Annotated in this window: 20 protein-coding genes, 1 tRNA gene and 1 pseudogene; 10 read left to right on the top strand and 12 right to left on the bottom strand. The window is 71.4% G+C overall.

Annotated features, from left to right (window positions below):
• Positions 1-64 precede the first annotated feature (64 nt).
• From ACFVXG_RS10825 to ACFVXG_RS10815, 3 genes are all read right to left on the bottom strand, one after another.
• A complete protein-coding gene (locus ACFVXG_RS10825; RefSeq protein WP_387926301.1) occupies positions 65-949 on the bottom strand; it encodes an NAD(P)-dependent oxidoreductase in 885 nt (294 codons plus the stop codon).
• 143 nt (positions 950-1,092) lie between these two features.
• Positions 1,093-1,515 carry a hypothetical protein gene (locus ACFVXG_RS10820; protein ID WP_387926300.1) on the bottom strand — a complete coding sequence of 141 codons (423 nt, stop codon included), beginning with the start codon at positions 1,513-1,515 and terminating at the stop codon, positions 1,093-1,095.
• A gap of 274 nt (positions 1,516-1,789) precedes the next feature.
• Complete coding sequence (locus tag ACFVXG_RS10815) at positions 1,790-2,350, bottom strand: heme-binding protein (protein WP_387926298.1); 561 nt, start codon at positions 2,348-2,350, stop codon at positions 1,790-1,792.
• A gap of 355 nt (positions 2,351-2,705) precedes the next feature.
• Here ACFVXG_RS10815 and ACFVXG_RS10810 point away from each other — a divergent pair, with 355 nt between their 5' ends.
• Both ACFVXG_RS10810 and ACFVXG_RS10805 read left to right on the top strand, forming a co-directional pair.
• Entirely contained in the window at positions 2,706-3,962 is a 1,257-nt protein-coding gene (locus tag ACFVXG_RS10810; RefSeq protein WP_387926296.1) for a sensor histidine kinase, read from the top strand.
• On the top strand, positions 3,959-4,696 hold the full coding sequence (locus ACFVXG_RS10805; RefSeq protein ID WP_387926295.1) for a response regulator: 738 nt from the start codon (positions 3,959-3,961) through the stop codon (positions 4,694-4,696). The genes ACFVXG_RS10810 and ACFVXG_RS10805 overlap by 4 nt, the downstream gene beginning before the upstream one ends.
• 467 nt (positions 4,697-5,163) lie before the next feature.
• Here ACFVXG_RS10805 and ACFVXG_RS10800 read toward each other — a convergent pair whose 3' ends face one another.
• Positions 5,164-5,745: a hypothetical protein gene (locus ACFVXG_RS10800; protein WP_387926293.1), complete on the bottom strand. Its 582-nt coding sequence runs from the start codon at positions 5,743-5,745 to the stop codon at positions 5,164-5,166.
• Between the two features lie 222 nt (positions 5,746-5,967).
• Positions 5,968-6,041 (bottom strand) — tRNA-Gly (locus ACFVXG_RS10795).
• A gap of 278 nt (positions 6,042-6,319) precedes the next feature.
• Between ACFVXG_RS10795 and ACFVXG_RS10790 the strand changes: the two genes are divergently transcribed.
• Positions 6,320-6,541, top strand: coding sequence for a hypothetical protein (locus ACFVXG_RS10790; protein ID WP_188304334.1), 222 nt, complete (start codon positions 6,320-6,322; stop codon positions 6,539-6,541).
• A 71-nt stretch (positions 6,542-6,612) separates the two neighbouring features.
• Positions 6,613-7,188 (top strand): dCTP deaminase, encoded by a 576-nt coding sequence (gene dcd, locus ACFVXG_RS10785; protein ID WP_350506624.1) that lies wholly within the window; start codon positions 6,613-6,615, stop codon positions 7,186-7,188.
• Positions 7,189-7,314: 126 nt separating this feature from the next.
• On the opposite strand, the gene ACFVXG_RS10780 is transcribed toward dcd, so the two are convergent.
• The 4 genes and pseudogenes from ACFVXG_RS10780 to ACFVXG_RS10765 form a co-directional block, all read right to left on the bottom strand.
• Positions 7,315-8,205 (bottom strand): metal-dependent hydrolase, encoded by an 891-nt coding sequence (locus tag ACFVXG_RS10780; protein ID WP_387926291.1) that lies wholly within the window; start codon positions 8,203-8,205, stop codon positions 7,315-7,317.
• 132 nt (positions 8,206-8,337) lie between these two features.
• Entirely contained in the window at positions 8,338-9,237 is a 900-nt protein-coding gene (locus ACFVXG_RS10775; RefSeq protein WP_387926289.1) for a YIP1 family protein, read from the bottom strand.
• A 349-nt stretch (positions 9,238-9,586) separates the two neighbouring features.
• A pseudogene (locus ACFVXG_RS10770) lies at positions 9,587-10,651 on the bottom strand (sugar phosphate nucleotidyltransferase); the annotation flags it as partial.
• Between the two features lie 332 nt (positions 10,652-10,983).
• On the bottom strand, positions 10,984-13,206 hold the full coding sequence (locus tag ACFVXG_RS10765; protein ID WP_387926287.1) for a (Fe-S)-binding protein: 2,223 nt from the start codon (positions 13,204-13,206) through the stop codon (positions 10,984-10,986).
• A 353-nt stretch (positions 13,207-13,559) separates the two neighbouring features.
• Between ACFVXG_RS10765 and dnaK the strand changes: the two genes are divergently transcribed.
• The 5 genes from dnaK (at position 13,560) to ACFVXG_RS10740 (ending at position 19,146) form a co-directional block, all read left to right on the top strand.
• Positions 13,560-15,407 (top strand): molecular chaperone DnaK, encoded by a 1,848-nt coding sequence (gene dnaK / locus ACFVXG_RS10760; protein ID WP_350506620.1) that lies wholly within the window; start codon positions 13,560-13,562, stop codon positions 15,405-15,407.
• Positions 15,404-16,024, top strand: coding sequence for a nucleotide exchange factor GrpE (gene grpE, locus ACFVXG_RS10755; RefSeq protein ID WP_350506619.1), 621 nt, complete (start codon positions 15,404-15,406; stop codon positions 16,022-16,024). Before dnaK ends, grpE begins: the two co-directional genes overlap by 4 nt.
• Positions 16,025-16,259: 235 nt before the next feature.
• Positions 16,260-17,417: a molecular chaperone DnaJ gene (gene dnaJ, locus ACFVXG_RS10750; protein ID WP_387926284.1), complete on the top strand. Its 1,158-nt coding sequence runs from the start codon at positions 16,260-16,262 to the stop codon at positions 17,415-17,417.
• Positions 17,418-17,457: 40 nt separating this feature from the next.
• Positions 17,458-17,970 (top strand): heat shock protein transcriptional repressor HspR, encoded by a 513-nt coding sequence (locus ACFVXG_RS10745; protein ID WP_387926502.1) that lies wholly within the window; start codon positions 17,458-17,460, stop codon positions 17,968-17,970.
• A gap of 186 nt (positions 17,971-18,156) precedes the next feature.
• Positions 18,157-19,146, top strand: a complete 990-nt coding sequence (locus tag ACFVXG_RS10740) for a hypothetical protein (protein ID WP_387926282.1) — start codon at positions 18,157-18,159, stop codon at positions 19,144-19,146.
• A 78-nt stretch (positions 19,147-19,224) separates the two neighbouring features.
• Here the strand turns inward: ACFVXG_RS10740 and ACFVXG_RS10735 are convergent, their stop codons facing one another.
• On the bottom strand, positions 19,225-19,383 hold the full coding sequence (locus ACFVXG_RS10735; RefSeq protein WP_387926280.1) for a hypothetical protein: 159 nt from the start codon (positions 19,381-19,383) through the stop codon (positions 19,225-19,227).
• Between the two features lie 335 nt (positions 19,384-19,718).
• Here ACFVXG_RS10735 and ACFVXG_RS10730 point away from each other — a divergent pair, with 335 nt between their 5' ends.
• Complete coding sequence (locus tag ACFVXG_RS10730) at positions 19,719-20,336, top strand: hypothetical protein (RefSeq protein ID WP_387926278.1); 618 nt, start codon at positions 19,719-19,721, stop codon at positions 20,334-20,336.
• A gap of 7 nt (positions 20,337-20,343) precedes the next feature.
• Here the strand turns inward: ACFVXG_RS10730 and ACFVXG_RS10725 are convergent, their stop codons facing one another.
• On the bottom strand, positions 20,344-21,315 hold the full coding sequence (locus ACFVXG_RS10725; protein ID WP_387926276.1) for a LuxR family transcriptional regulator: 972 nt from the start codon (positions 21,313-21,315) through the stop codon (positions 20,344-20,346).
• On the bottom strand, positions 21,308-22,270 hold the full coding sequence (locus tag ACFVXG_RS10720; protein WP_387926274.1) for a LuxR C-terminal-related transcriptional regulator: 963 nt from the start codon (positions 22,268-22,270) through the stop codon (positions 21,308-21,310). The genes ACFVXG_RS10725 and ACFVXG_RS10720 overlap by 8 nt, the downstream gene beginning before the upstream one ends.
• Positions 22,271-22,274 lie beyond the last annotated feature (4 nt).

Raw genomic sequence — 22,274 nt, 5'->3', positions numbered from 1 at the left:
GCCCGCCGGGTATTCCGCACCCCGGCTCCGACCGGGGTTTCCCGCCTCGGTGCTCAGCCGGTGCTCAGTCCGCCAGCCCGGCCCGACGGCGGGCGACCTCGGCGACGGCGGCCCAGTCCTTCTCCCCGTCACCGTGCGCCAGCGCGTCCAGGAAGGCGTCCCGCAGGATGCCGCCGAAGGGCAGCGGGACGTTGCGCGCGGCCCCGGCCTCCAGGGCCAGGCCGACGTCCTTGAGACCGAGCGGCAGCCGGAACCCGGCCGGCTCGTAGCGGCGTTCGGCCACCATCGAGCCGTAGCCGGAGTAGACCGGCCCGGGGAAGAGCGTGCTGCTGAACATCTCGACCAGGTCGGCGGGCCGGACGCCGTGCGCCTCGGCCAGGCTGCACGCCTCCGCCATCGACTCGATCGCGCAGGCCAGCAGGAAGTTGGTGCTGATCTTGGCGGTGTTGGCCTGCCCGGGCCGGTCGCCGAAGTGCCAGACGCGGTCGCCCATCGCGGCGAACAGCGGCTCGGCCCGGTCCAGCAGCTCGGGTGCGCCCGCGGCCAGGATGTTGAGCTTCCCCGCCGCCGCGACCGGCGGCCGGCCGAGGACGGGCGCGGCGACGTAGCCGATGCCGTGCTCGGCGTGCAGCTCCTCGGCCCGCTCGGCCAGTGCGAGCGAGACGGTCGCCATGTTGACGTGCAGGGTCGCCTTCGCGCCCGCCAGCAGCCCGGGGTCGAGCAGCAGCCCCTCCACCGCCTGGTCGTTGGCCAGCATGGAGACCACCGTGTCGGCGGCGAACACCTCGGCGAGCGAACCGGCCGCCTCGGCGCCCTGGGCCACCACGGCGGCCACCGGCCCGGACGAGCGGTTCCAGACCCGTACGGTGTGCCCGGCGCGCAGCAGGCTGCCCGCCATGCCCTGTCCCATCGCGCCCAGCCCCACGAAACCGACCGTCGCCCCGCTCATCCGCGCACTCCCGTCCGCCGCAGTCACCCGTATGGTGGTTCGTCCGGGACCGACTGTACGTCAGGGGCTCGCGCGGACCCGGGGTCCCGGGCCGGTCGGGTAGGTGGCTCGGGACGGGCTGCTACCCGACCCGGGACAGGCGGCTACGCGACCCGGGCCGGGCGGCGGAGGCGGCCCGCGGCGGCCCCGCGCTCCAGCTCGGCGACCACGCGGTGGCGCAGCAGCTCGTACTGGGCCTGGAGCCGACCGGGGCGGGCCGGGCGGGCGACCGCACGCCCGGGGCCGACCAACTCGCCCGGGCCGAACTGCTCGCGGGTGAGGTCGATCTCGAAGCCGGTGGCGAAGCGGTTCCACCAGTGGAGGTCCGTCCGGACCCCGTCGACGTGGACCTCGCCCATCATCAGCTCACCGCCGAGCAGGTCGTGCACCACCATGGCCGTCACACCGCACTGGCCGCGGGCGGGATTGTCGGGACGCCAGCGGGTCAAGTCCTCGGGCGCACAGGTGTCGACACCCCAGGAGGAGCGGATCGCACGTTCGATGTCGTTGAGGGTCCACGCCGTCATACCGGGAAGCCTGCCACGCGGCACTGACAACGACACCGGCTTTTCAAAGGGTCACCGCCTGTTCTGCGACGACCCTCCCCTTGTTCACCCGAACGAGGACACCGTGCGACGTCCGCCGGGAACACCGCGGGCGCCGGGAGCGGGAGTTCGACCGGGAGACCGACCGGGGGCCGTCCGTTCGTGCACCCGTACGGACGCATCCGGCCGGTCGGCCGCGGGAACGTCCGCCGAGGACGTCAGCGGCACGTTCGTGCACCCGACCGGCCGGGGTGGGTCACTTCGCCAGTGCGGCGACGCCGGCCTGCGCGAACTGCTCGTCCAGGTCGCCGCTGGGCGCGCCCGCGACACCGATGGCGGCGACCGGAGCGCCCTTGGACTGCACCGGGGCGCCGCCCGCCAGGAACAGCGTGCCCGGGATGTCCTTCAGGTTCGGGGCCTGGGCCAGGCGCTTGGCCAGCTCCGAGGTCGGGGCGTTCCAGGAGACCGCCGTGAAGGCCTTGCGCTCGGCCGACTCCGTGGCCTGCGGGCCGGCGCCGTCGCCCTTGATCAGGACGCGGGTGACGCCGTCCCGGTCGACCACGGCGACCGAGACGTGCTGACCGGCCTTGTTCGCCGCGTCCAGGGCGGCCTGGGCGGCGCGGGTGGCGGCGTCGGCGGTCAGACCGGTGCTCTGGGCGAGGTTCTTGTTCTGGGTGTCGACCTTGACCGCGGCCGGGGAGGCCGGGGTCTCGGTGGTCTCGGCGCTGGCCGAGACGGCGCCGACACCGGCGGCGGCGAGTGCGGCGGCGGCGACGGTGCCGGTCAGCACCCGGGTGCGCACGGAGGTCTTCTTCATGGTCCAGCTCCTCAACGGGATGGCGGGGTTCGCGGGCTCTGCGGAAGGCCGCAGCGGGCTGCGTAGCCGGGCTGCGGGGCCCGGCTGCGTGGCCGGGCGGCGGGGGGACCGCCCGGCTCTGCTCCGATCCTCCGGCCGGACCGGGGCGCGCGGCATCGACGGTCCGGCGCGACCGTCCGGGCATGATGGGGGACGCCGCCGTCAACCGATCGGCTGATGCGGGACCGGGCCGGACGGGTCAGCATCGAGGGATCGGCGCAGGTCGGTGCGTCGGCCGTCGGGCCGTCGGGACCGTCGGGCCGCCCGGACCGTCGGGCCGAGCGCCGTCCCGAGCCCGTAGCGCCAGGAGCCACCCGTGCAGCAGCCCCGCCCGTCCGCCGGCCGGCCCTCCGGCAGGCGCGAGGCCGGGCCCTCCGGCGGGCGTGACGCCGGTGACCCGGACGCCGGGCGGCTGGCGCTGCTGCTGGACTCCGCCTTCCTGCTGCTGCTCGCCGCCGCGCTCAGCCGCTTCCTCACCCACCACCCCGACAGCCCCTGGGTCCCCTGGGTGATCGGGCTGAGCGCCGCCCTGGCCGTCGCCCAGCCGGCCGCCTCCTGGTCCGACCACCGCCGCCCGGCCCCGCCCGGCCGTCCGCGCCGGTGGCCGTCGGCGCTGGTGGTCGCGCTCTGGGTGGTGCTGGTGCTGCTCGCGCCGAGCTTCGCGTGGTGCGCCGTCCCGCTGATCTACACCGCGCTGCGGGCGCTGCCCGCGAAGGCGGCGATCCCGCTGGTGGCGGCCCTGACGCTGCTGGTGGTGATCGCCGAGATCCGGCTGCCCGGCACCGCGGACGCCACCCTCGTCCTGCTGCCGCCCACGGTGGCCGCGCTGGCCACCGGGGTGTTCCTGTTCATGACCCGGCAGGCCGCCCGGCAGCGGGCGCTGATCGCCGACCTGGTCCGGACCCGGCGCGAACTCGCCGCCACCGAACGGCGGGAGGGCACGCTCGCCGAGCGCGAGCGGCTGGCGATGGAGATCCACGACACCCTGGCGCAGGGCCTGTCCAGCCAGCAGATGCTGCTGCAGGCCGCCGACCGCACCTGGGAGGCCGATCCGGCGACCGCCCGCAGCCACGTCCGCACCGCCGCCGAGGTGGCCGCCCGCAACCTCGCCGAGGCCCGCCGCTTCGTCCACGACCTCGCCCCGGCCGAACTCGCCGACGGCGGCACCCTCGACCGGGCGCTGCGGGCACTCGCCGAACGGGAGTCCGCCGAGAGCGGGCTGCCGGTCCGCTTCCACCTGGACGGCGCGCCCGTTCCGCTGCCGACCGCCGTGCAGTCCGCGCTGCTGCGGATCGCCCAGGGCGCGCTGGCCAACGTACGGGAGCACGCCGGGGCCTCGGCGGCCGCGATCACCCTGTCCTTCCTGGGCGACCAGGCCGTGCTGGACATCGCCGACGACGGGCGGGGCTTCGACCCCTCGCCGGAAGACCTCCGCCCGGCCGGCGGAGCACGCGGGTACGGCCTGCCGGCCATGCGCGCCCGGCTGCGGCAGCTGGGTGGCACGCTGACCGTGGAGAGCACCCCCGGCGAGGGCACCGTCGTCTCCGCCGCGATCCCCCTGGAGCACCGATGAACGCAGCCCGCACCCCGTCGAGCAGCGCACGGAGCGGCCCGTCGGGCGGCCCGTCGGACCGTACGGCGGGCGGGACGGCGGGCAGTGCGGCGGACGGTACCGCGGGCTCCTCCGCCGTCCGGCTGCTGGTCTGCGACGACCACGCGGTGGTCCGGGCCGGCCTGCTGGCGCTGCTCGCCAGCGCGGGCGACATCGAGGTGGTCGGCGAGGCGAGCACCGGGGAGGAGGCCGTCGCGCTGGCCGCCGCACTGGCCCCGCAGGTCGTGCTGATGGACCTCCAACTCGGCGACGGCATCGACGGTGTGGAGGCCACCCGGAGGATCACCACCGCCCCGGGCGGACCGCACGTCCTCGTCCTCACCACGTACGACACCGACGCCGACATCACCCGGGCCATCGCCGCGGGCGCCACCGGCTACCTGCTGAAGGCCGAGCGGCCGGAGGAACTGTTCGCCGCCGTCCACGCGGCCGCCCGCGGCCGGACGGTGCTCTCCCCGCCGGTCGCCTCCCGGGTGATGGCGCAGATGCGGGCGCCGGCGCCGCAGCTCACCGAGCGCGAGCAGGACATCCTCGAACAGCTGGCGCAGGGGCTGGGCAACCGGGACATCGCGCGGGCGCTGTTCATCAGCGAGGCGACGGTGAAGACCCATCTCGGGCGGATCTACGACAAGTTGGGCGTGGACACCCGGGCGGGCGCGGTGGCGGTGGCCAAGGAACGCCGGCTGCTGCGCTGAGGGCTCCCCGCCGAGGGCCCCGACTTCCGGACCTCCACTGCGCTGGGCACTCGCGCGGTGTCACTCCGTGCTGTCATGATGCATGGAATGTCGGGTTCCAGACCGCGCTCTCCTCGCGGCCCGGGCGCGCGGAACGGTCGCACACCACCCCGCCGACGGCACAACTGCCTGGTGGGACGCCCATCACACCGACCCGACCACATCGCCACGATTGTGGATTTTTCGTGGATCCCACTATTGACAAACCAACCACGCGGTTTGTTAGCGTGAGAGCACGACGTCCCCGGGGGTGGGGACTCGCCGGGGTCTTGTGCGGACGCTCTCGCCGGAGGGTGTTGCCAGGGGGGAACGGCGGGGCTGCCGGGGTGTCGGGGGGAGCGGCAGCGCCGAAGCCGCGCGACGTGGCGGCGTGGAGCGGGTCCGGGGGGACTCGCTCCACGCCTCCCCCGTAACCCGCCCCCACCCGGTCACACCAGCGCGCTCCAGTACGCGCAGTGCACATGGGGCAGCGGCGCCGGGTCGGGCTCACCCGCCCTCGGCAGCGTGGGCACCCGCTCCGAACAGGCCACCCCGAGCAGGCTCGCGGTCAGCCGGATCTCCCCGAACTCACCGAAGCACAGCACCAGTTGCGAACCGTCCCGAGCGGTCGCGGCCACTCCCGGCCGGTCCCGCCCGGCGTTCAGCGAGGTGATCGTCCACCCGCGCCGCCGCCACTGCCGCTCCACCGTGCCCGCCAACTCCCCCCGCCGGCCCGGCGATACGACGGTCAGCAGGTCCCGCCCCCGGGTCACGTACCAGAGCACCTCGGGCCCCCGCCGCCCCGGCCCCGCCAGCCGCACCCCCGCCCGCGGCACCGCCTCCCGCCACACCGGCACCGGCCGGAGACCCTCCACGGTCTCCCGCAACAACCTCTCGCACCGTTCCCCGGCGTCGAGTTGATCGACCGTCACATCCGGAGCCAACACCGGCCACCAGTCCGGCACGGCCACCGCACCACCGCGGAAACCGTCCGGGCACCCCAGGTTCAGCTCGGCACCACCTGACTGCACTGGGCCCTCCGTACTCCCCCCGGCATTCACCCCGGGCAGGCATTCCGTCACTCCTTGGACGGCACCCGGGCACGGACAGTTCCCCCGCCCGGCCCGCCCCACCGAACTACACCACCCCGCACACTCCCCCACCACCCCGCCCCGCCCACCCCCGCGCGGCCCCACCCCGAACGCCCGCAGAACAGCGAAAGCCGCAGGTCAGATGACCTGCGGCTTTCGGTATGGAGCGGGCGACGAGAATCGAACTCGCGCTCTAAGCTTGGGAAGCTCATGTTCTACCATTAAACTACGCCCGCCTGATGAGCCGTCAGAGACTGCTCATTCCAGTGTCACTGTACCCCATCCGAGACAGTGGTTGCACGGCCGGGGCGGGGTCGTGGCGGAGCCGGGTGGAGGTGGGCGGGGGGCGTACTGTGTGGGCCGCGTGCGAGTGCTCCGGTGGGTGTGGGGTCGGGGCGGCGAGCCATGGTGTGGAATGTCCGGAACATCCCCTAATGTGACGCTGTCCCGGGGCCTGGCCGCCGGGGCGCGATGAGTACGGGTGAGTACTGGGTTAGGGATGGGAAGGGGATCGATGGAGCAGCGCGCCGTCGTTCGTTGTGCCGAGGGGCACCTGTTCAGCACCACCACGTTCCCGATGCAGAACCTCGGCCCCGGGCGGCTCGGGCCCGGGCGGTTGATCCGTTGTCCGCAGTGCGGACGGCTCCGGAGCTCGGTGCTGGCCGACGTGCGGGAGTTGTCGACGGCCCAACTGGCTCAGGCGATGCGGTTGGAGGCCGCTGAGTTCCTGGCCTGACGGCCGGCGGAAGGACACCGGGGCCCCGGACGGATTCGTCCGGGGCCCCGTCGTGCACGTAACCTCGAAGCGTGCTGCTCTCTGACAAGGACATCCGGACCGAAATCGACCTGGGCCGGGTCGCCCTCGACCCGTTCGACCCGGCGATGATCCAGCCGTCGAGCATCGACGTGCGCCTCGACCGCTTCTTCCGCGTGTTCGAGAACCACAAGTACCCGCACATCGACCCCTCCGAGGAGCAGCCGGACCTGACCCGGCTGGTCGAACCGGACGGCGACGAGGCGTTCATCCTGCACCCGGGCGAGTTCGTGCTGGCCTCGACGTACGAGGTCATCACGCTGCCCGACGACGTGGCCTCCCGGCTGGAGGGCAAGTCGAGCCTGGGCCGGCTGGGCCTGCTCACCCACTCCACGGCGGGCTTCATCGACCCCGGCTTCAGCGGTCACGTGACCCTGGAGCTGTCGAACGTCGCGACGCTGCCGATCAAGCTCTACCCGGGGATGAAGATCGGGCAGCTGTGCCTGTTCCGGCTCTCCTCGCCGTCGGAGCACCCGTACGGCTCCGCGCGCTACGGCTCGCGCTACCAGGGCCAGCGCGGCCCGACGCCGTCCCGCTCGTACCTGAACTTCCACCGCAGCGAGGTCTGACCGGAGCGAGGTCTACCGCAGCGCGGCAGGGCGCACGCACGACGGGCGGCCACCCCCTTGACCAGGGGGTGGCCGCCCGCGGCGTTTCCGGACGGCGTCAGGCCCGCGCCCGGGCCGCCCCGGGCGTCAGGCCCGCTTGGGGCTGGTGACGGCGACCAGCTCGGCGCCGTCCTCGGACAGCCGCAGCTCGGTGCGCAGCTCGGCGAGCTCGCCGAGGTGGTGCAGGTGGGTGCCGCCGCAGAAGATCCGCGCGCCGCCCTCGGGCAGCTCGCAGTGCCACTGGCGGCGGGCGGTCAGCTCGGGGCCGGGGACCTCGATGCGGACCGGGGCGTCGGCCGCGACCCAGGCGGCGAGCCGGGCGTTGACGTCCTCGGTGAGGGCGGGCAGGGCGTCGGCGAGGGCGGGGAACTCCTCGGTGGCGTCGACCGTGAAGCCCTTCTTCTTCAGCGACTTGCCGAGCCGGTAGGTGTCCGTGCTGGCCTGGGTGTCCATGACCGAGCTCGCCATGGCGAGGCTGTCGAAGTCGGGGTTGCCGAAGGCGTCCGAGCGGCCCGGGTCCTTGCGCCAGCGCGGGGCGAGCGCGGCGTTGAGGGCGAGGGCGAGCAGGTGGCAGCCGCTGTGCGAGGCGCTCAGCGCGGCCCGGCGCTCGGTGTCGACGGCGAGCACGGCGGTGCGGCCGGTGAGGTCGCCGGGGTCGGTGGCGAGGACGTGCAGGACCAGCCAGGACCACTCCTCGTCCCCGCGCTTGACCGGGATCTCGGCGCCGACCAGCGGTGCGCCGCCGTCCGGGCCGACCGCGCCGGTGAGGCAGTCCACCACGGCCAGCTCGGTGCCGTCGACGGTGAGGGTGCCGTGGTCGGCCGGCTGGTCGGGCCAGGTGTGGTCGAGCGGGTGGAACGGGCTGGCCTCGGTCACCACCGCGTACCGGCCGTCGGCCAGCGGGTGCACCGCCAGCACCGGGGACTCTCCGGTCACCGCCCCGGCCGGGAAGCTGACGTGGGTGGTGGGGAGGGTCATGGCTGGCTCCGCTGGTGGTGGACGAACGAGGGTGGGCGGGCCCGGGCCTTCCGGCCGGACCCGCCCACCATTCTGCCTGTCGGCCCGCCGCCGGGGGCCGGGACCTTGATCAGGACGCCGCGGTCGGCCCGGTCACCCCAGCGTCGGCAGCTTGATCAGCACCAGCAGCGCGACCAGCTGCACCGCCGCGGCGCCCGCCGCCTTGCCCCAGGGCAGGTCGTGCACCCGCCGGACCATGCTGGTCAGCAGGTACGCGCAGAGCCCCCAGGTCGCCCAGCCGACCACCTGCACCACCGGGCTGCCCGAGGGCAGCACCAGGTCGAGCAGCAGCCGGGGCGCGTCGGTCAGCCAGCCGATCAGCACGGCCAGGCCGACCGTCGACTTCCACGGGCCGTCGCCGCCGAGCTGGCGGGCCAGCGCGTAGGTGACCGCGCCGAAGACGGCGCCGGCCACGGTGAAGCCGACGGCGGCGGCGAACAGGCCGGTCAGCGCCACCGAGAAGGTGGAGTTGACGATGTCGTCGTGGGTCAGCCCGATGCCGAGCACCGCGAGCACGCCGTACAGCAGCGAGACGGTGAGGGCGGGCAGCCAGACCTGGTGGTCGCGGGTGCGGTCGAAGGTCGCGGTCGGGCTGCGGAAGATCCCGACGAACAGCTCGCGCCACTGCGGCCGGGGCCCGCTGACGTGCGGGGCGGACTGGCCGCCGGCGCGGTAGACGGTGACGTTGTCCTGCCCGTACGGGGGCTGCTGGTCCTGGCCGTAGGACGGCGGCGGCTGCTGCCCGTAGCCGCCGTCGTCGTACGCGCCGCCGTAGTACGGCGGCTGCTGCTGCCCGTGCGGGGCGGCGCCGCGGTACGGGTCGCCGGCCGGGAAGGCCCGGGTGTTGCCGGGCGCGTCGGCCGCGTACGGGTCCGCCGGGTACGGGCCGGCCGGGTACGGGTCGTACCCGTCGCCGACCGTGCCGCCCGGACCCCCCGGCCCGCCGGCCGCTGCCGTCGGGTGCGCGGCCGTGAAGTACTCCGGACCGTCCACGGGCCCGTCCGCCCGCCCGTACCCCCCGGGCGCCCCCGCCGGCGGCGGCGGAGGGGGCGACCATCCGCCGTGCGGACGGTCGGCGCCCTGACCGCTGTCGTATCGATTACCAGCCACGCTCCGAAGGTACCCGTCCGGCCCAGTGCGCGTCGGCCCCGGACGAAGCCGGGGCCGGTTTGCAGCGAGCCTGAGACGAACGGGTCCGAAAGTCCTCCGTGAGGCGGTACCCGGGGCCGTCCAGGCCCCCTCCGGGGAGCCGGAGCCGCTACCGCTGGGCGGTGACCGACGGCCCGTGCACCGAGGCGGCCGCGGCCGTGCCGGCCGGGCAGCCGCCCGGGCCGGCCGTGGTGCGGACGGCGCCGACCGGCAGCAGGGTGCCGCAGGCGATCCGGATGCCGTTGGGCAGCTCGTTGTCGGACTCGACGATCGCGCCGTCGCCGATCACCGCGCCGTCCAGCGCCGAGCGGTCGCCGACGGTGGCGTAGGCGCCCACGATCGAGTCCTTGACCAGGGTGTCCGGCCCGATCACGGCGCCGGGCAGGATCACGCTGCCCTCGACGATCGCGCCGGCCTCGACCACCGCGTCCGCGGAGACCACGGTGCCGCCGCTGAGCACCGCGCCGGGGTGGACGGTGGCGCCGGGCAGCAGCAGGGCGTCGCCGGTGGGGCCGGGGACGGCCGGGGAGTCGACCTTGCCGAGCACCAGGTCGGCCGAGCCGCGGACGAAGGCCGCCGGAGTGCCGAGGTCCAGCCAGTACGAGGTGTCGACGACGCCGCGCAGCAGCGCGCCGGTGGCCAGCAGCTCGGGGAAGGTCTCGCGCTCGACGGAGACCTCGCGGCCAGCCGGGATGCGGTCGATGACGGACCGGGTGAAGACGTAGCAGCCGGCGTTGATCTGGTCGGTGACGATCTGCTCCGGCGTCTCCGGCTTCTCCAGGAACTCCAGCACCCGCCCGTTCTCGTCGGTCGGGACGAGGCCGAAGGCCCGCGGGTCCTCCACCCGGGTGAGGTGCAGGGTGACATCGGCCCCGGCGGCCACGTGGCCGTCGCGCAGGGCGGCGATGTCGAGCCCGGAGAGGATGTCGCCGTTGAAGACCAGCACCGGCTCGTCCGGGCCGCAGGTCAGCCCGGAGGCGGCGTTGCGGATGGCCCCGCCGGTGCCCAGCGGCTCGCGCTCGGTCAGGTAGACCAGCTCGATCCCGTACGGGGTGCCGTCCTGGAAGTGGTCCTCGAACACCTCGGCCAGGTAGGAGGTGGCCAGCACCACCCGGGTGACCCCGGCGGCGGCCGCCCGGGCCAGCTGGTGCGCGATGAACGGGACGCCTGCCACGGGCAGCATCGGCTTGGGGGTGTGGGTGGTCAGCGGACGCAGTCGCGTGCCCTTACCACCGACGAGCATGATCGCCTCGGTCATGGTCTGCGCTGTTCCCCTTGTGGTCTCTGCGGCCCGGCCCGGCGGGCCGATACCTCCGTCGGTGGTCTGAACCCGTCCTGAACGGGTCGACCGGCTCGCAGCCGGTCCGGCGCCTACTGTATTTCCTTCCGACCGAATGCCCGTCCGGCAGCCGTGCGATTGACGTCACTCGCCGTCCGCCCGCCGTACCGCCGACCGTCGCCCGGGGCACCGAAAAGCCCGGCCCGGCGGGCGCGTTGGCGGCGTCCACCGGGCCGGGCGGTTGTTGCAGAACTGTCGAACAGCGAACGGTGACCGCGGTTACGCGGCCCGCCGTCGAACAGTGACCGCGGTTACGCGTCCACCGTCGCGGGCTCCTCGGCCTCGGCCGGCGGGGTCGCCTTCACCGAGTCGAGGAGCAGCTGGGCCACGTCGACCACCTTCAGGTGCTCCTTGGCCGCGCCCTCGTTCTTCTTGCCGTTGACCGAGTCGGAGAGCATCACCAGGCAGAACGGGCAGGCGGTGGAGACGATGTCCGGGTTGAGCGACAGCGCCTCGTCCACGCGCTCGGTGTTGATCCGCTTGCCGATGCGCTCCTCCATCCACATCCGAGCACCGCCGGCGCCGCAGCAGAAGCCGCGCTCCTTGTGGCGGTGCATCTCCTGCTGGCGCAGACCGGGGACCTTGTCCATGATCTCGCGCGGCGGGCTGTAGACCTTGTTGTGGCGGCCCAGGTAGCAGGGGTCGTGGTAGGTGATCAGGCCCTCGACCGGGTTGACCGGGACGAGCTTGCCCTCGTCGATCAGGTGCTGCAGCAGCTGGGTGTGGTGGATCACCTCGAAGTGCCCGCCGAGCTGCGGGTACTCGTTGGCGATGGTGTTGAAGCAGTGCGGGCAGGTGGCCACGATCCGCTTGGTCGGGGCGTCCTCCAGCGCGGCGTTCAGCGTCTCCACGTTCTGCGCGCCGAGCATCTGGAAGAGGAACTCGTTGCCCAGGCGGCGCGGGGAGTCACCGGTGCAGGTCTCCTCCTTGCCGAGGATGGCGAACTTCACGCCCGCGGTGTGCAGCAGCTCGGCGAAGGCCTTGGTGGTCTTCTTGGCGCGGTCCTCCAGGGCACCGGCGCAACCGACCCAGTAGAGGTACTCGACCTCGGCGGGGTCGATGTCCTCACCGATCACCGGCACCTCGATGCCGGTCTCCTTCTTGAGCTCCTTGACCCAGTCGAGGCGGGCCTTGGTGGCCATGCCCCACGGGTTGCCCTTGTTCTCCAGGTTCTTGAGCATCGTCCCGGCCTCGGTCGGGAAGTTGCTCTCGATCATCACCTGGTAGCGGCGCATGTCGACGATGTGGTCGATGTGCTCGATGTCCACCGGGCACTGCTCGACGCAGGCGCCGCAGGTGGTGCAGGACCACAGCACGTCCGGGTCGATGACGCCGTTCTCCTCGGCGGTGCCGATCAGCGGGCGCTCGGCCTCGGCCAGGGCCGCCGCCGGGACGTCCTTGAGCTGCTCGGCGGTGGCCTGCTCGGTGCCCTCCATGTCCTTGCCGCCACCGGCCAGCAGGTACGGCGCCTTGCCGTAGACGTGCTCGCGCAGGCTCATGATCAGCAGCTTGGGCGACAGCGGCTTGCCGGTGTTCCAGGCGGGGCACTGCGACTGGCAGCGGCCGCACTCGGTGCAGGTGGAGAAGTCGAGGATGCCCTTCCAGGAGAAGTGCTCGACCTGGGAGACGCCGAAGACGGCGTCGTCGGCCGGGTCCTCGAAGTCGATCGGCTGGCCCTTGCTGGTCATCGGACGGAGGGCGCCGAGCGCGGTGCCGCCGTCCTCCTCGCGCTTGAAGTAGATGTTGAAGAAGCCGAGGAAGCGGTGCCAGGCCACGCCCATCGAGGGGTTGAGGCCGATGGTGATCGCCCACGCGAACGAGATGCAGATCTTCAGCATCGCGAACAGGTAGACCAGGTTCTCCAGGGTGCCGTGCGACAGCCCGCTCAGCGCGGAGGTGATCGGGTACGAGACCAGGTGCTCCGGACCGTACGAGTCGACCCCGGCCAGGGCGCCCTCCAGGGCGCGCAGCATCAGGATGCACAGGCCGATGCCGAGGATCGTGTACTCGACGTAGAAGGCCTGCCAGGCGATGGAGCCGGCGAACCGGGACTTGCGGCCCGACCGGGACGGCAGGCTCATCAGGCGGATCACCATCAGGGTGACGATGCCCAGGGTGGTCAGGGTGCCGACCAGCTCGACGAAGAGCTGCCAGATCATCCAGTCGCCGATGATCGGCAGTTCCCACTCGGGGTCGAAGAGCTGGCCCATCGCGTTGACGATGGTCAGCACGAGGCTGAAGAAGCCGACCGCGACGAACCAGTGGGCGATGCCCACGATCCCCCAGCGGTTCATCCGGGTGTGGCCGAAGAACTCGGTCGCCAGGGTCTTGACGCGCTGGGCGGGCTTCCCGAAGCGGGTGGAGTCCTGGGCGCCGGTCAGCACCACCCTGAAGATGTGCCACGCCGCACGGAGGGCGAGCGCGGTGCCGATCACGAACGTGACCAGCGAGATGACGATCGCTGCTAGTTGCATCGCTCTCCGTCTCCTGCGGCTTGCGGTTGAGCAGTGTCTGCGGTTCTGCGGTTCTGCTTGTTTTTCTGGAGCGATTGTACTGGTCGGTAACTTGCCGGGCCGACGGCCCGGACATTACAGGTCGCCAACAGTCCTCCAGAAGGTTCCCAAGCTATGGCGGCAGTCACGTGACCGCACGCGCGCCGCCCCGGGGCCGCCCCGCGGCCACCCCGCCCGCGGCCGTCGGGACGTACCCGACCCTCGAACCGGCCTCAGCAAAGTTGAGTGCCGAGCACTCATACCTGTTGACGCCCTCCGTCGAGTCGTGCATCCTTGAGCCTGTAAAGCTCAACTCTTCCGTGGAGGTATTTACGATGGCACGCGCGGTCGGCATCGACCTCGGTACGACGAACTCGGTCGTCAGCGTTCTGGAGGGTGGCGAGCCCACCGTCATCACGAACGCCGAGGGCGCTCGGACCACGCCGTCCGTCGTCGCCTTCGCCAAGAACGGCGAGGTCCTGGTCGGCGAGGTGGCCAAGCGTCAGGCGGTCACCAACGTCGACCGCACCATCCGCTCGGTGAAGCGCCACATGGGCACCGGGTGGAAGATCAACATCGACGGCAAGGACTTCAACCCGCAGCAGATCTCGGCCTTCGTGCTGCAGAAGCTGAAGCGGGACGCCGAGGCCTACCTGGGCGAGACCGTCACCGACGCCGTCATCACCGTCCCGGCGTACTTCAACGACTCGGAGCGCCAGGCCACCAAGGAGGCCGGTGAGATCGCGGGCCTCAACGTCCTGCGCATCGTCAACGAGCCCACCGCGGCCGCCCTGGCCTACGGCCTGGACAAGGACGACCAGACCATCCTGGTCTTCGACCTCGGCGGCGGCACCTTCGACGTCTCCCTGCTGGAGATCGGCGACGGGGTCGTCGAGGTGAAGGCCACCAACGGTGACAACCACCTCGGCGGCGACGACTGGGACCAGCGCGTCGTCGACCACCTGGTCAAGGTCTTCCAGTCCGGCCACGGCGTCGACCTGTCCAAGGACAAGATGGCCCTGCAGCGTCTGCGCGAGGCCGCCGAGAAGGCCAAGATCGAGCTGTCCTCGTCCTCCGAGACCTCGATCAACCTGCCCTACATCACGGCCTCCGCCGAGGGCCCGCTGCACCTGGACGAGAAGCTCACCCGGGCCCAGTTCCAGCAGCTGACGGCCGACCTGCTCGAGCGCTGCAAGGTCCCGTTCCACAACGTGATCAAGGACGCCGGCATCTCGCTCTCCGAGATCGACCACGTCGTCCTGGTCGGTGGCTCGACCCGCATGCCCGCCGTCGCCGAGCTCGTCAAGGAGCTGACCGGCGGCCAGGACGCCAACAAGGGCGTCAACCCGGACGAGGTCGTCGCCATCGGCGCCGCGCTCCAGGCCGGTGTCCTCAAGGGCGAGGTCAAGGACGTCCTGCTGCTCGACGTCACCCCGCTGTCCCTCGGCATCGAGACCAAGGGCGGCATCATGACCAAGCTGATCGAGCGCAACACCACGATCCCGACCAAGCGCTCCGAGATCTTCACCACGGCCGAGGACAACCAGCCGTCCGTGCAGATCCAGGTCTACCAGGGCGAGCGCGAGATCGCCGCGTACAACAAGAAGCTCGGGATGTTCGAGCTGACCGGCCTCCCGCCGGCGCCGCGCGGCCTGCCGCAGATCGAGGTCACCTTCGACATCGACGCCAACGGCATCATGCACGTCGGCGCGAAGGACCTCGGCACCGGCAAGGAGCAGAAGATGACCGTCACCGGCGGCTCCTCGCTGCCGAAGGACGAGGTCGACCGCATGCGCCGCGAGGCCGAGCAGTACGCCGAGGACGACCACAAGCGCCGCGAGGCCGTCGAGACCCGCAACTCCGCCGAGCAGCTCGTCTACTCGACCGAGAAGTTCATCGCCGACAACTCCGACAAGCTGCCGGCCGACGTCAAGACCGAGGTCGAGACCGCCATCGGCGAGCTCAAGGAAGCCCTCAAGGGCGAGGACATCGCGAAGATCCGTGAGGCCTCCGAGAAGGTCTCCACCACCGCCCAGAAGCTCGGCCAGGCGCTCTACGCCAACGCCGACGCCGCCGGTGCCGGTGCCGCCGCGGCCGGCGAGTCCACCCACGCCAAGGAGGACGACGTCGTCGACGCCGAGATCGTCGACGACGAGAAGCCCAAGGGCGGTGCGTCGGCATGACGGACAAGCCGCAGGGCGGCAAGCCCGGCGACGACTCCGCCGCCGAGGAGGCCGTGATCAAGGCCGCCGAGGAAGCCGCGTCGGCGGGCGCGGGCGAGGGCTCCGACGAGCTCGCCTCGGCCAAGCGTGAGCTGGCCGAGCGCACCGCGGACCTGCAGCGGCTGCAGGCCGAGTACCAGAACTACCGCAAGCGGGTCGAGCGCGACCGGCTGACCGTCCGCGAGATCGCGGTCTCCAACATCCTGGAGTCCCTGATCCCCGTCCTGGACGACATCGGCCGCGCCCGCGAGCACGGCGAGGTGACGGGCGGCTTCAAGTCCGTCTCCGACTCCCTGGAGACGGTCGTCGCCAAGCTGGGCCTGCAGCAGTTCGGCAAGGAGGGCGAGCCCTTCGACCCGACGCAGCACGAGGCGCTGATGCACAGCTACTCCTCGGACGTCACCGAGGACACCTGCGTGCAGATCCTCCAGCCCGGCTACCGGATCGGCGAGCGGATCATCCGCCCGGCGATGGTCGCCGTGGCCGAGCCCCAGCCCGGCACCCAGACGACGCCCGGCCCGGACGCCGAGGCGAAGTCCGCCGACACGGACAAGTCCGACGGTGGCTCGGACAGCTGACAACCTGTGACAGCTGACTACCAGTGCGCTGCGGAGTCGTACGCCGGCCAGTACGGCGGCCGACTCCGCAGCGCGTTGTCAACGGCACCTCTTTCCCCGGCTCCTGCCGCGCCTGTTGACAGCACAGTGACGATGGACATCGGGAGGTGGCGGAAGCCGTGAGCGAGCGCAGCGGGCGAACCATCGAGGGGCGCGTGTACCGCTCAGCGGCTGCCGAGCGAAGCGAGGTGGGCGCATGAGTGGCAAGGACTACGTGGAGAAGGACTACTACAAGGTCCTCGGCGTGCCCAAGGACGCCACCGCCACCGAGATCAAGAAGACCTACCGCAAGCTGGCGCGCGAGTTCCACCCGGACGCCAACAAGGGCGACGCCAAGGCCGAGGAGCGCTTCAAGGACATCTCCGAGGCGTACGACGTCCTCTCCGACGAGAAGCGCCGCAAGGAGTACGACGAGGCCCGCAGCCTCTTCGCCAACGGCGGCTTCCGCACCGGCGGCCCCGGCACCGGCAGCTACGGGTTCGACTTCGGCGACCTCTTCAGCGGCAACCAGGGCGGCGCCGGTGGCGGCGGCGGACTCGGCGACGTCTTCGGCGGCCTCTTCAACCGCGGCGGCGCCCGGCAGGCCCAGCCCCGACGCGGCGCCGACGTCGAGACCGAAGTGACGCTCTCCTTCGAGGAAGCCGTCGACGGCGCGACCGTCCCGCTCCGGATGACCAGCCAGGCCCCCTGCCGCCTCTGCAACGGCACCGGCGCCAAGGCCGGCACCACCCCCCGGGTCTGCCCGACCTGCGTCGGCGCCGGCACCGTCAGCCGCGGCCAGGGCGCCTTCGCGCTCTCCGAGCCCTGCAAGGACTGCCGCGGCCGGGGCATGATCGTCGACGACCCGTGCACCGACTGCCACGGCAGCGGCCGGGCCAGCTCCGCCCGCACCATGCAGGTCCGCATCCCGGCCGGCGTCCAGGCCGACCAGCGGATCCGGCTCAAGGGCAAGGGCGCCCAGGGCGAACGCGGCGGCCAGCCCGGCGACCTCTACGTCACCGTGCACGTCGACCCCCACCCGGTGTTCGGGCGCAAGGGCGACAACCTCACCGTCACCGTCCCGGTCACCTTCCCCGAGGCCGCCCTCGGCGCCACCATCGAGGTGCCCACGCTCAACGGCCCCGCCGTGAAGCTCAAGCTCCCCCCGGGCAGCGCCAACGGTCTCACCATGCGCGCCCGCGGCAAGGGCGCCACCCGCAAGGACGGCACCCGAGGCGACCTCCTCGTCACCGTCGAGGTCGTGGTCCCCCAGCACGTCGACGGCGACGCGCTGGACGCCCTGGAGCAGTACCGCGAGGCCACCGCCTCCGACGACCCGCGAGCCGCTCTCTTCCGGGCGGCGAAGGGAGCGTGACGACCAGATGTCCCCGAACCCGATGAACCCGACGAACCCGATGGACTCCGCCGGCCCGATCGGCCCGGGCCTCGGCGAAGGCCTGCCCGGCAACCCCGCCGGCGGCCGCCCGCGCCGCGCCGCCGGCCCGCCGCAGTACGTCCTCACCGAGGACACCCCGGTGTACGTCATCTCGGTCGCCGCCGAACTCTCCGGCCTCCACCCGCAGACCCTGCGCCAGTACGACCGCCTCGGCCTGGTCTGCCCCGACCGCACCGCCGGCCGCGGCCGCCGCTACTCCGCCCGCGACATCCAGCAACTGCGCGAGGTCCAGCGGCTCTCCCAGGACGAGGGCATCAACCTGGCCGGCATCAAGCGGATCATCGAACTGGAGAACCAGGTCACCGCCCTCCAGGCCCGCATCACCGAACTGGTCGACTCCCTCGAGGGCGCCGCCACCGCCCTCCAGCAGCGCGAGGCCGCCGTCCACGCCTCCTACCGCCGCGACCTCGTGCCCTACCAGCCCCCGACCCCGCAATCCAGCGCCCTCGTCGTCTGGCGCCCCAAGCGCTGACCCGGGGCCCTGGCCGCACCACCAGCCGCCGGCTCCCTCCTGTTCGGGGGGTGCCGGCGGCTGGGCGTTGGTGAGAGAGTGCGTCACACTCCCTCTCCAGAGGACTCAAAGGATCTGGCATGCTGAAACGCGATTCAGCGCCAGCGCTGGTGGGACAGCTATCACGGTAACGGTAAGGAGTCGCTGATGAGTGAACGAGAGCAGCCCCTCGCCGCTGGCCTGACTGTCCTCTCGGCAGAGGCAAGAGCGCTATATCTGAGCGTCATCCGAGGGGACGGGAATCTTCCCACTGGATCAAATGCCGATCAGGCTGATTCCGCACGAGAAGAGCTCGTGCGGTTTGGCCTTCTCGTACCCGACAGCGATGATCCGACCACTTTCATAGCCGCCGACCCCACCCAGCTCTCGATAAGTCTCAGCCATTCCTGGCAACGTCAAGCACTGGAACTCCTGTCACGCGCGGTCGCGTTCCCCTCTGAACTGCAAGAGTTGGCGCGGGAATTCCACACCCCGAAACAACCCAGAGGGTCGATCGAGCATGTGCAAGGCAAAGCTCTTATTCGCCAGCGAGTGCAGCAGTTGAGAGATTCCGGCATGGAGGAGGCTCTGGCGCTTCAGCCTGGCGGCCCCCGCCTGCCGGAAATCCTGGCCGGACAGATCGAAGGGGATCTGGAAACACTCCGGGGCGGCACGCAGATGCGGACCATCTACCATGCCAGCACCCGCTACCACCAGCCCACCAGGGATTATGTGGCTACCCTCGCCCGAGCCGGTGGCCAGTACCGGACCCTCGACGAGCCCTACACTCGACTTCTGGTAATGGACCGGCGCGTAGCCGTGATCCCCATCGTCGATGACATGAGCCTTGCGGCCTTCATATACGACCCTGCAGTCGTCGACTATCTCGTTGAGGAAGTATTCGAGCGCTGCTGGAGCCGGGCCCTGGAATTCGAGGGTGCCCGCACAGTTCCACAGCAGGTGGTATCCCGTTTGCGCCAGACGATCATTGACCAGATGCTTGAAGGCACCAATCATCGGGTGATCGCACGGCGTCTGGGAATCAGCGAGCGGACATTGGCGCGACACATAGCGGAGATGCGAGACGACTACAAGGTCGACTCGCTATTCCAACTCGGGTACGTTCTCGGCCGAAACGCGGAGGAGTCTGCCGACTGACTCATGCATTTGAGTTCGGTTCGGTCGGCAGATCTTCAAGAAGTCATGCCGCGCAGCTGGGTGCTCGCATGGCCGCGCTCACTGCCAGGAGAGATCATCCGCAATGCTCACGACAGCCTTAGCGGCAGTCACGTCGTGCGAGTTGGCAACATTCACGAGAGACCCAAGGCCGAGCACCGCAGTGGCAACAGCCACAGAAAGCGCAACTTTACGGACAAAACGGCGCATGTCAGTCACGCCTCCAGTCTCTCTCATGAGAATCGCCACCAGAACCGCGAAGCAGGATAACGGTTCACATAGTGCCGCACGAGAGGGAGGCTGTCACCTGCCCGTGTCTGCAGAGTGTGCGTCATCTCCCTGCCAGGCATACAGATGACACCGGCCAACCCTGGACGCCACACCACCGCGCGATGGACGATCAGTTCGCTCCCGATGGTCCGGCAGGACGCCACATCTTGCCAATGTACCGTCAAATGCCAGGTCGTTCACCAGCAGCACCACTCCACAGAGCAGCCCACATCCAACGCATAGCCGACATTCTCTCCCCCGGTCGGCCTTCCCCCGGAGTCGACATGACCGAGCCCTACCTGCGTCAGCACGACAGCCAGGCCCCTGAGGGTCGGCGTGCACGTGTGTTCCTGGCCGCGCCGCTGATGCGGCTGACCGGTCCCGCGGACAGCGTGGTGACGCTCGCCAGCCGGACGCGGCTGACGACGCTCCGCACCACCCTGCTCCGCAGCGGTGCCGCTGTGTACAGCGCGCACCACAGCGACGCCTGGACCGTCGCCGGTCGGGCGCCCGAGCCCCGGGTCCCCTCCGACTTCCGGGCGCTGCAGTCCGCGGACCTGGTGTTCGCCTACGTCGGCGCCCCGCTCTCGGCCGGTGTCAGCCTCGAACTCGGTTGGGCGTCGGCGCTGCGGAAGCCGATCGTCCTGCTCGTCGACGAGGCCATCACCCACAACCCGCTGATCGCCACCATCGAGCAGGTCGCCCCCGTCCTGCCGCTGGTCTTCGACGACACCTGGTCCCAGGAGGCCCTCCACCACACCGTGGAGACCGCCCTCGACTGGGCCGGCATGGCGCTCTCCCTCCGCGAGGGCTTCTGGACCGCCCCCGGCGACCGCTTCAACGTCCCCCGACAGCAGACCGCCACCCCCGGCTACTGGCCGACCGGCGCCGCCACCGGCTGAGCAGAGCTCACCCACCGGACTCCCCCGTCCGGGCTCCCCGCATCTGCCAGCCGAGCTGGAACAGGGTCTCGGCGTCGTACACCTCACGCAGCCGGGCGATGTGACCGGCCACGGTCCGCTCGCTCAGGCCCATCCGGGTAGCGATCGCCCGCTGCGTGAGACCCCGGGCGAGCAGGCGACCCACCTGCTCGTGGGCGACCGGCATGGCGGAACCGTCCGCAAGTGCCACCCAGTCCACCACCTCTGCTTGTTGCCACTGCTGGTCGAAGACGTCCGCAAGGTGCGCCACCACCGCCGGGTCCTCGACAACTGCGGCCACCTTGTTATCGGATGCTGCCGGGATCAGCGCCACCGTGCGATCGAAGATCATGATCCGGTTGAACGGCGAGTTCAGGACGCGGATCCGGGTGCCTGCCTTCGTGTTGTCCGCTGCGAACTCGACGTGCTCCGGATCCATGCGGGCCTGTGGCCCGTAGAGCGTCCGAATCGATCCGCCGCAGTCGATGTAACGGCGTGTCTGTGCCAACGAGTCCGCTCGGTGCGCCGGCGGGTGGATCCTGTCCGGCTGGGCAGCGAGCGCTTCGTGCGGGTAGTCCCGAACACATTGGGCGATCACGTGCCGGATCTGGTCGAACCCCACCGCCCGCCGCGTCCCACCGACCACCTCCGCGCGGCGGGGCGCGGTGTCGTAGGCCTGGGTCAGGTCCTCCAGCAGGTCCGGGACAGCGGCGGCGCGGGCCAGAAGGCGGGCGCTCTCCTCCCGCAGGTCCGCACCGATGCGCTCGCCGACGGCGCGCGGGTTCATCGCGCTGTAGGACCCGTCTGCCGTACGGAGGACGAGCAGGCCGAGGTCGGCCAGTTGCTTGACGGCCGCCTCGTCCTCGGGGCGGATCTCGCCGACGCGGATTCGGCCGCCCTCGGCCAGGATCGCGCGGTAGAGCTCGCGCGCAGCACCGTCGGGCAGGTCGGCATCAGGCACCGCGGGCTCCCCTCATCTGCCAGCCCAGCTGGAACAACGTCTCCGCGTCATGGAGTTCGCGCAGGCGGGCGATGTGGCCGGCCACGGTGCGCTCGCTCAGGCCGAGGCGGGTGGCGATGGCGCGCTGGGTGAGACCTTGGGCGAGCATGTGGCCGATCTGGTCGTGCACCGGGGTCTCGGCAGCGCCGTTGGCGAGGGCCGACCAGTTGACGCCTGCCGCCTGCTGCCAGTGCAGCTCGAACTCCCGGACCAGGAAGTCGACCACGGCCTGGTCCTCGACGAAGGCGGCGCAGTTGTAGTCCTGGCCGACGGGGATCACTGCGACGGCTCGGCCGAAGATGAAGAGCCGGGTGAACGGAACCGGAAGGACCCGGATGGCGACACCGAGTTCGGTCGCCTGTGCCGCGAAGGCGACCGTCGGTGGATCGGAGAGGGCGGACGCCTCGTAGACGGTCCTCATGGTGCCGCCGCTATCGATGTGCCGACGGGCGGATTCGAGGGCCTCCGCCAGGTGTTCTGCAGGCCGGGCACCTCCCGGTTGTCGGGACAGGGTCTCGCTCGGGTAATCGGCATGGATCTGTGCGACCTGGTGACGAATCTGCTCCAGGCCGACGACGTACTGGACGGCGGGCGCACGTTCGGGCTTCCGGCGGGGCGCGAGGTCGTAGGCCTGGGTGAGATCGTCCAGCAGCTCGGGGATGCGCGCCGCCCGGGTGATCAGGCGAGCGCCTTCCTCCCTGAGTTCGCTGCCGATCCGCTCTCCGACGGCCCGGGGGTTGACCGCGGTGTAGGCGCCGTCCGCGATGTGCAGGAAGAGCAGACCGAAATCGGCGAGTTGCCTGACAGTGGTCTCGTCCTCGGGGCGGATTTCGCTGAGGCGGATCCGGCCGCCCTCGGCCAGGATCGTCCGGTACAGCTCGCGGGCGGCGGCATCGGGGAGGTCAGGCTCAGGCATCGCG

This window comes from Kitasatospora sp. NPDC058162 (assembly GCF_042884005.1).
Taxonomy (GTDB): Bacteria; Actinomycetota; Actinomycetes; order Streptomycetales; family Streptomycetaceae; genus Kitasatospora.
This window is presented reverse-complemented; position numbering and strand designations above follow the sequence as displayed.

What these genes read in the sequence shown, in the direction of transcription:
- ACFVXG_RS10825 (WP_387926301.1), bottom strand. Translation starts at nt 949, where the DNA reads ATGAGCGGGGCGACGGTCGGTTTCGTGGGGCTGGGCGCGATGGGACAG.
- ACFVXG_RS10820 (WP_387926300.1), bottom strand. Translation starts at nt 1,515, where the DNA reads ATGACGGCGTGGACCCTCAACGACATCGAACGTGCGATCCGCTCCTCC.
- ACFVXG_RS10815 (WP_387926298.1), bottom strand. Translation starts at nt 2,350, where the DNA reads ATGAAGAAGACCTCCGTGCGCACCCGGGTGCTGACCGGCACCGTCGCC.
- ACFVXG_RS10805 (WP_387926295.1), top strand. Translation starts at nt 3,959, where the DNA reads ATGAACGCAGCCCGCACCCCGTCGAGCAGCGCACGGAGCGGCCCGTCG.
- ACFVXG_RS10790 (WP_188304334.1), top strand. Translation starts at nt 6,320, where the DNA reads ATGGAGCAGCGCGCCGTCGTTCGTTGTGCCGAGGGGCACCTGTTCAGC.
- ACFVXG_RS10780 (WP_387926291.1), bottom strand. Translation starts at nt 8,205, where the DNA reads ATGACCCTCCCCACCACCCACGTCAGCTTCCCGGCCGGGGCGGTGACC.
- ACFVXG_RS10765 (WP_387926287.1), bottom strand. Translation starts at nt 13,206, where the DNA reads ATGCAACTAGCAGCGATCGTCATCTCGCTGGTCACGTTCGTGATCGGC.
- dnaK (WP_350506620.1), top strand. Translation starts at nt 13,560, where the DNA reads ATGGCACGCGCGGTCGGCATCGACCTCGGTACGACGAACTCGGTCGTC.
- grpE (WP_350506619.1), top strand. Translation starts at nt 15,404, where the DNA reads ATGACGGACAAGCCGCAGGGCGGCAAGCCCGGCGACGACTCCGCCGCC.
- dnaJ (WP_387926284.1), top strand. Translation starts at nt 16,260, where the DNA reads ATGAGTGGCAAGGACTACGTGGAGAAGGACTACTACAAGGTCCTCGGC.
- ACFVXG_RS10745 (WP_387926502.1), top strand. Translation starts at nt 17,458, where the DNA reads ATGGACTCCGCCGGCCCGATCGGCCCGGGCCTCGGCGAAGGCCTGCCC.
- ACFVXG_RS10740 (WP_387926282.1), top strand. Translation starts at nt 18,157, where the DNA reads ATGAGTGAACGAGAGCAGCCCCTCGCCGCTGGCCTGACTGTCCTCTCG.
- ACFVXG_RS10730 (WP_387926278.1), top strand. Translation starts at nt 19,719, where the DNA reads ATGACCGAGCCCTACCTGCGTCAGCACGACAGCCAGGCCCCTGAGGGT.
- ACFVXG_RS10720 (WP_387926274.1), bottom strand. Translation starts at nt 22,270, where the DNA reads ATGCCTGAGCCTGACCTCCCCGATGCCGCCGCCCGCGAGCTGTACCGG.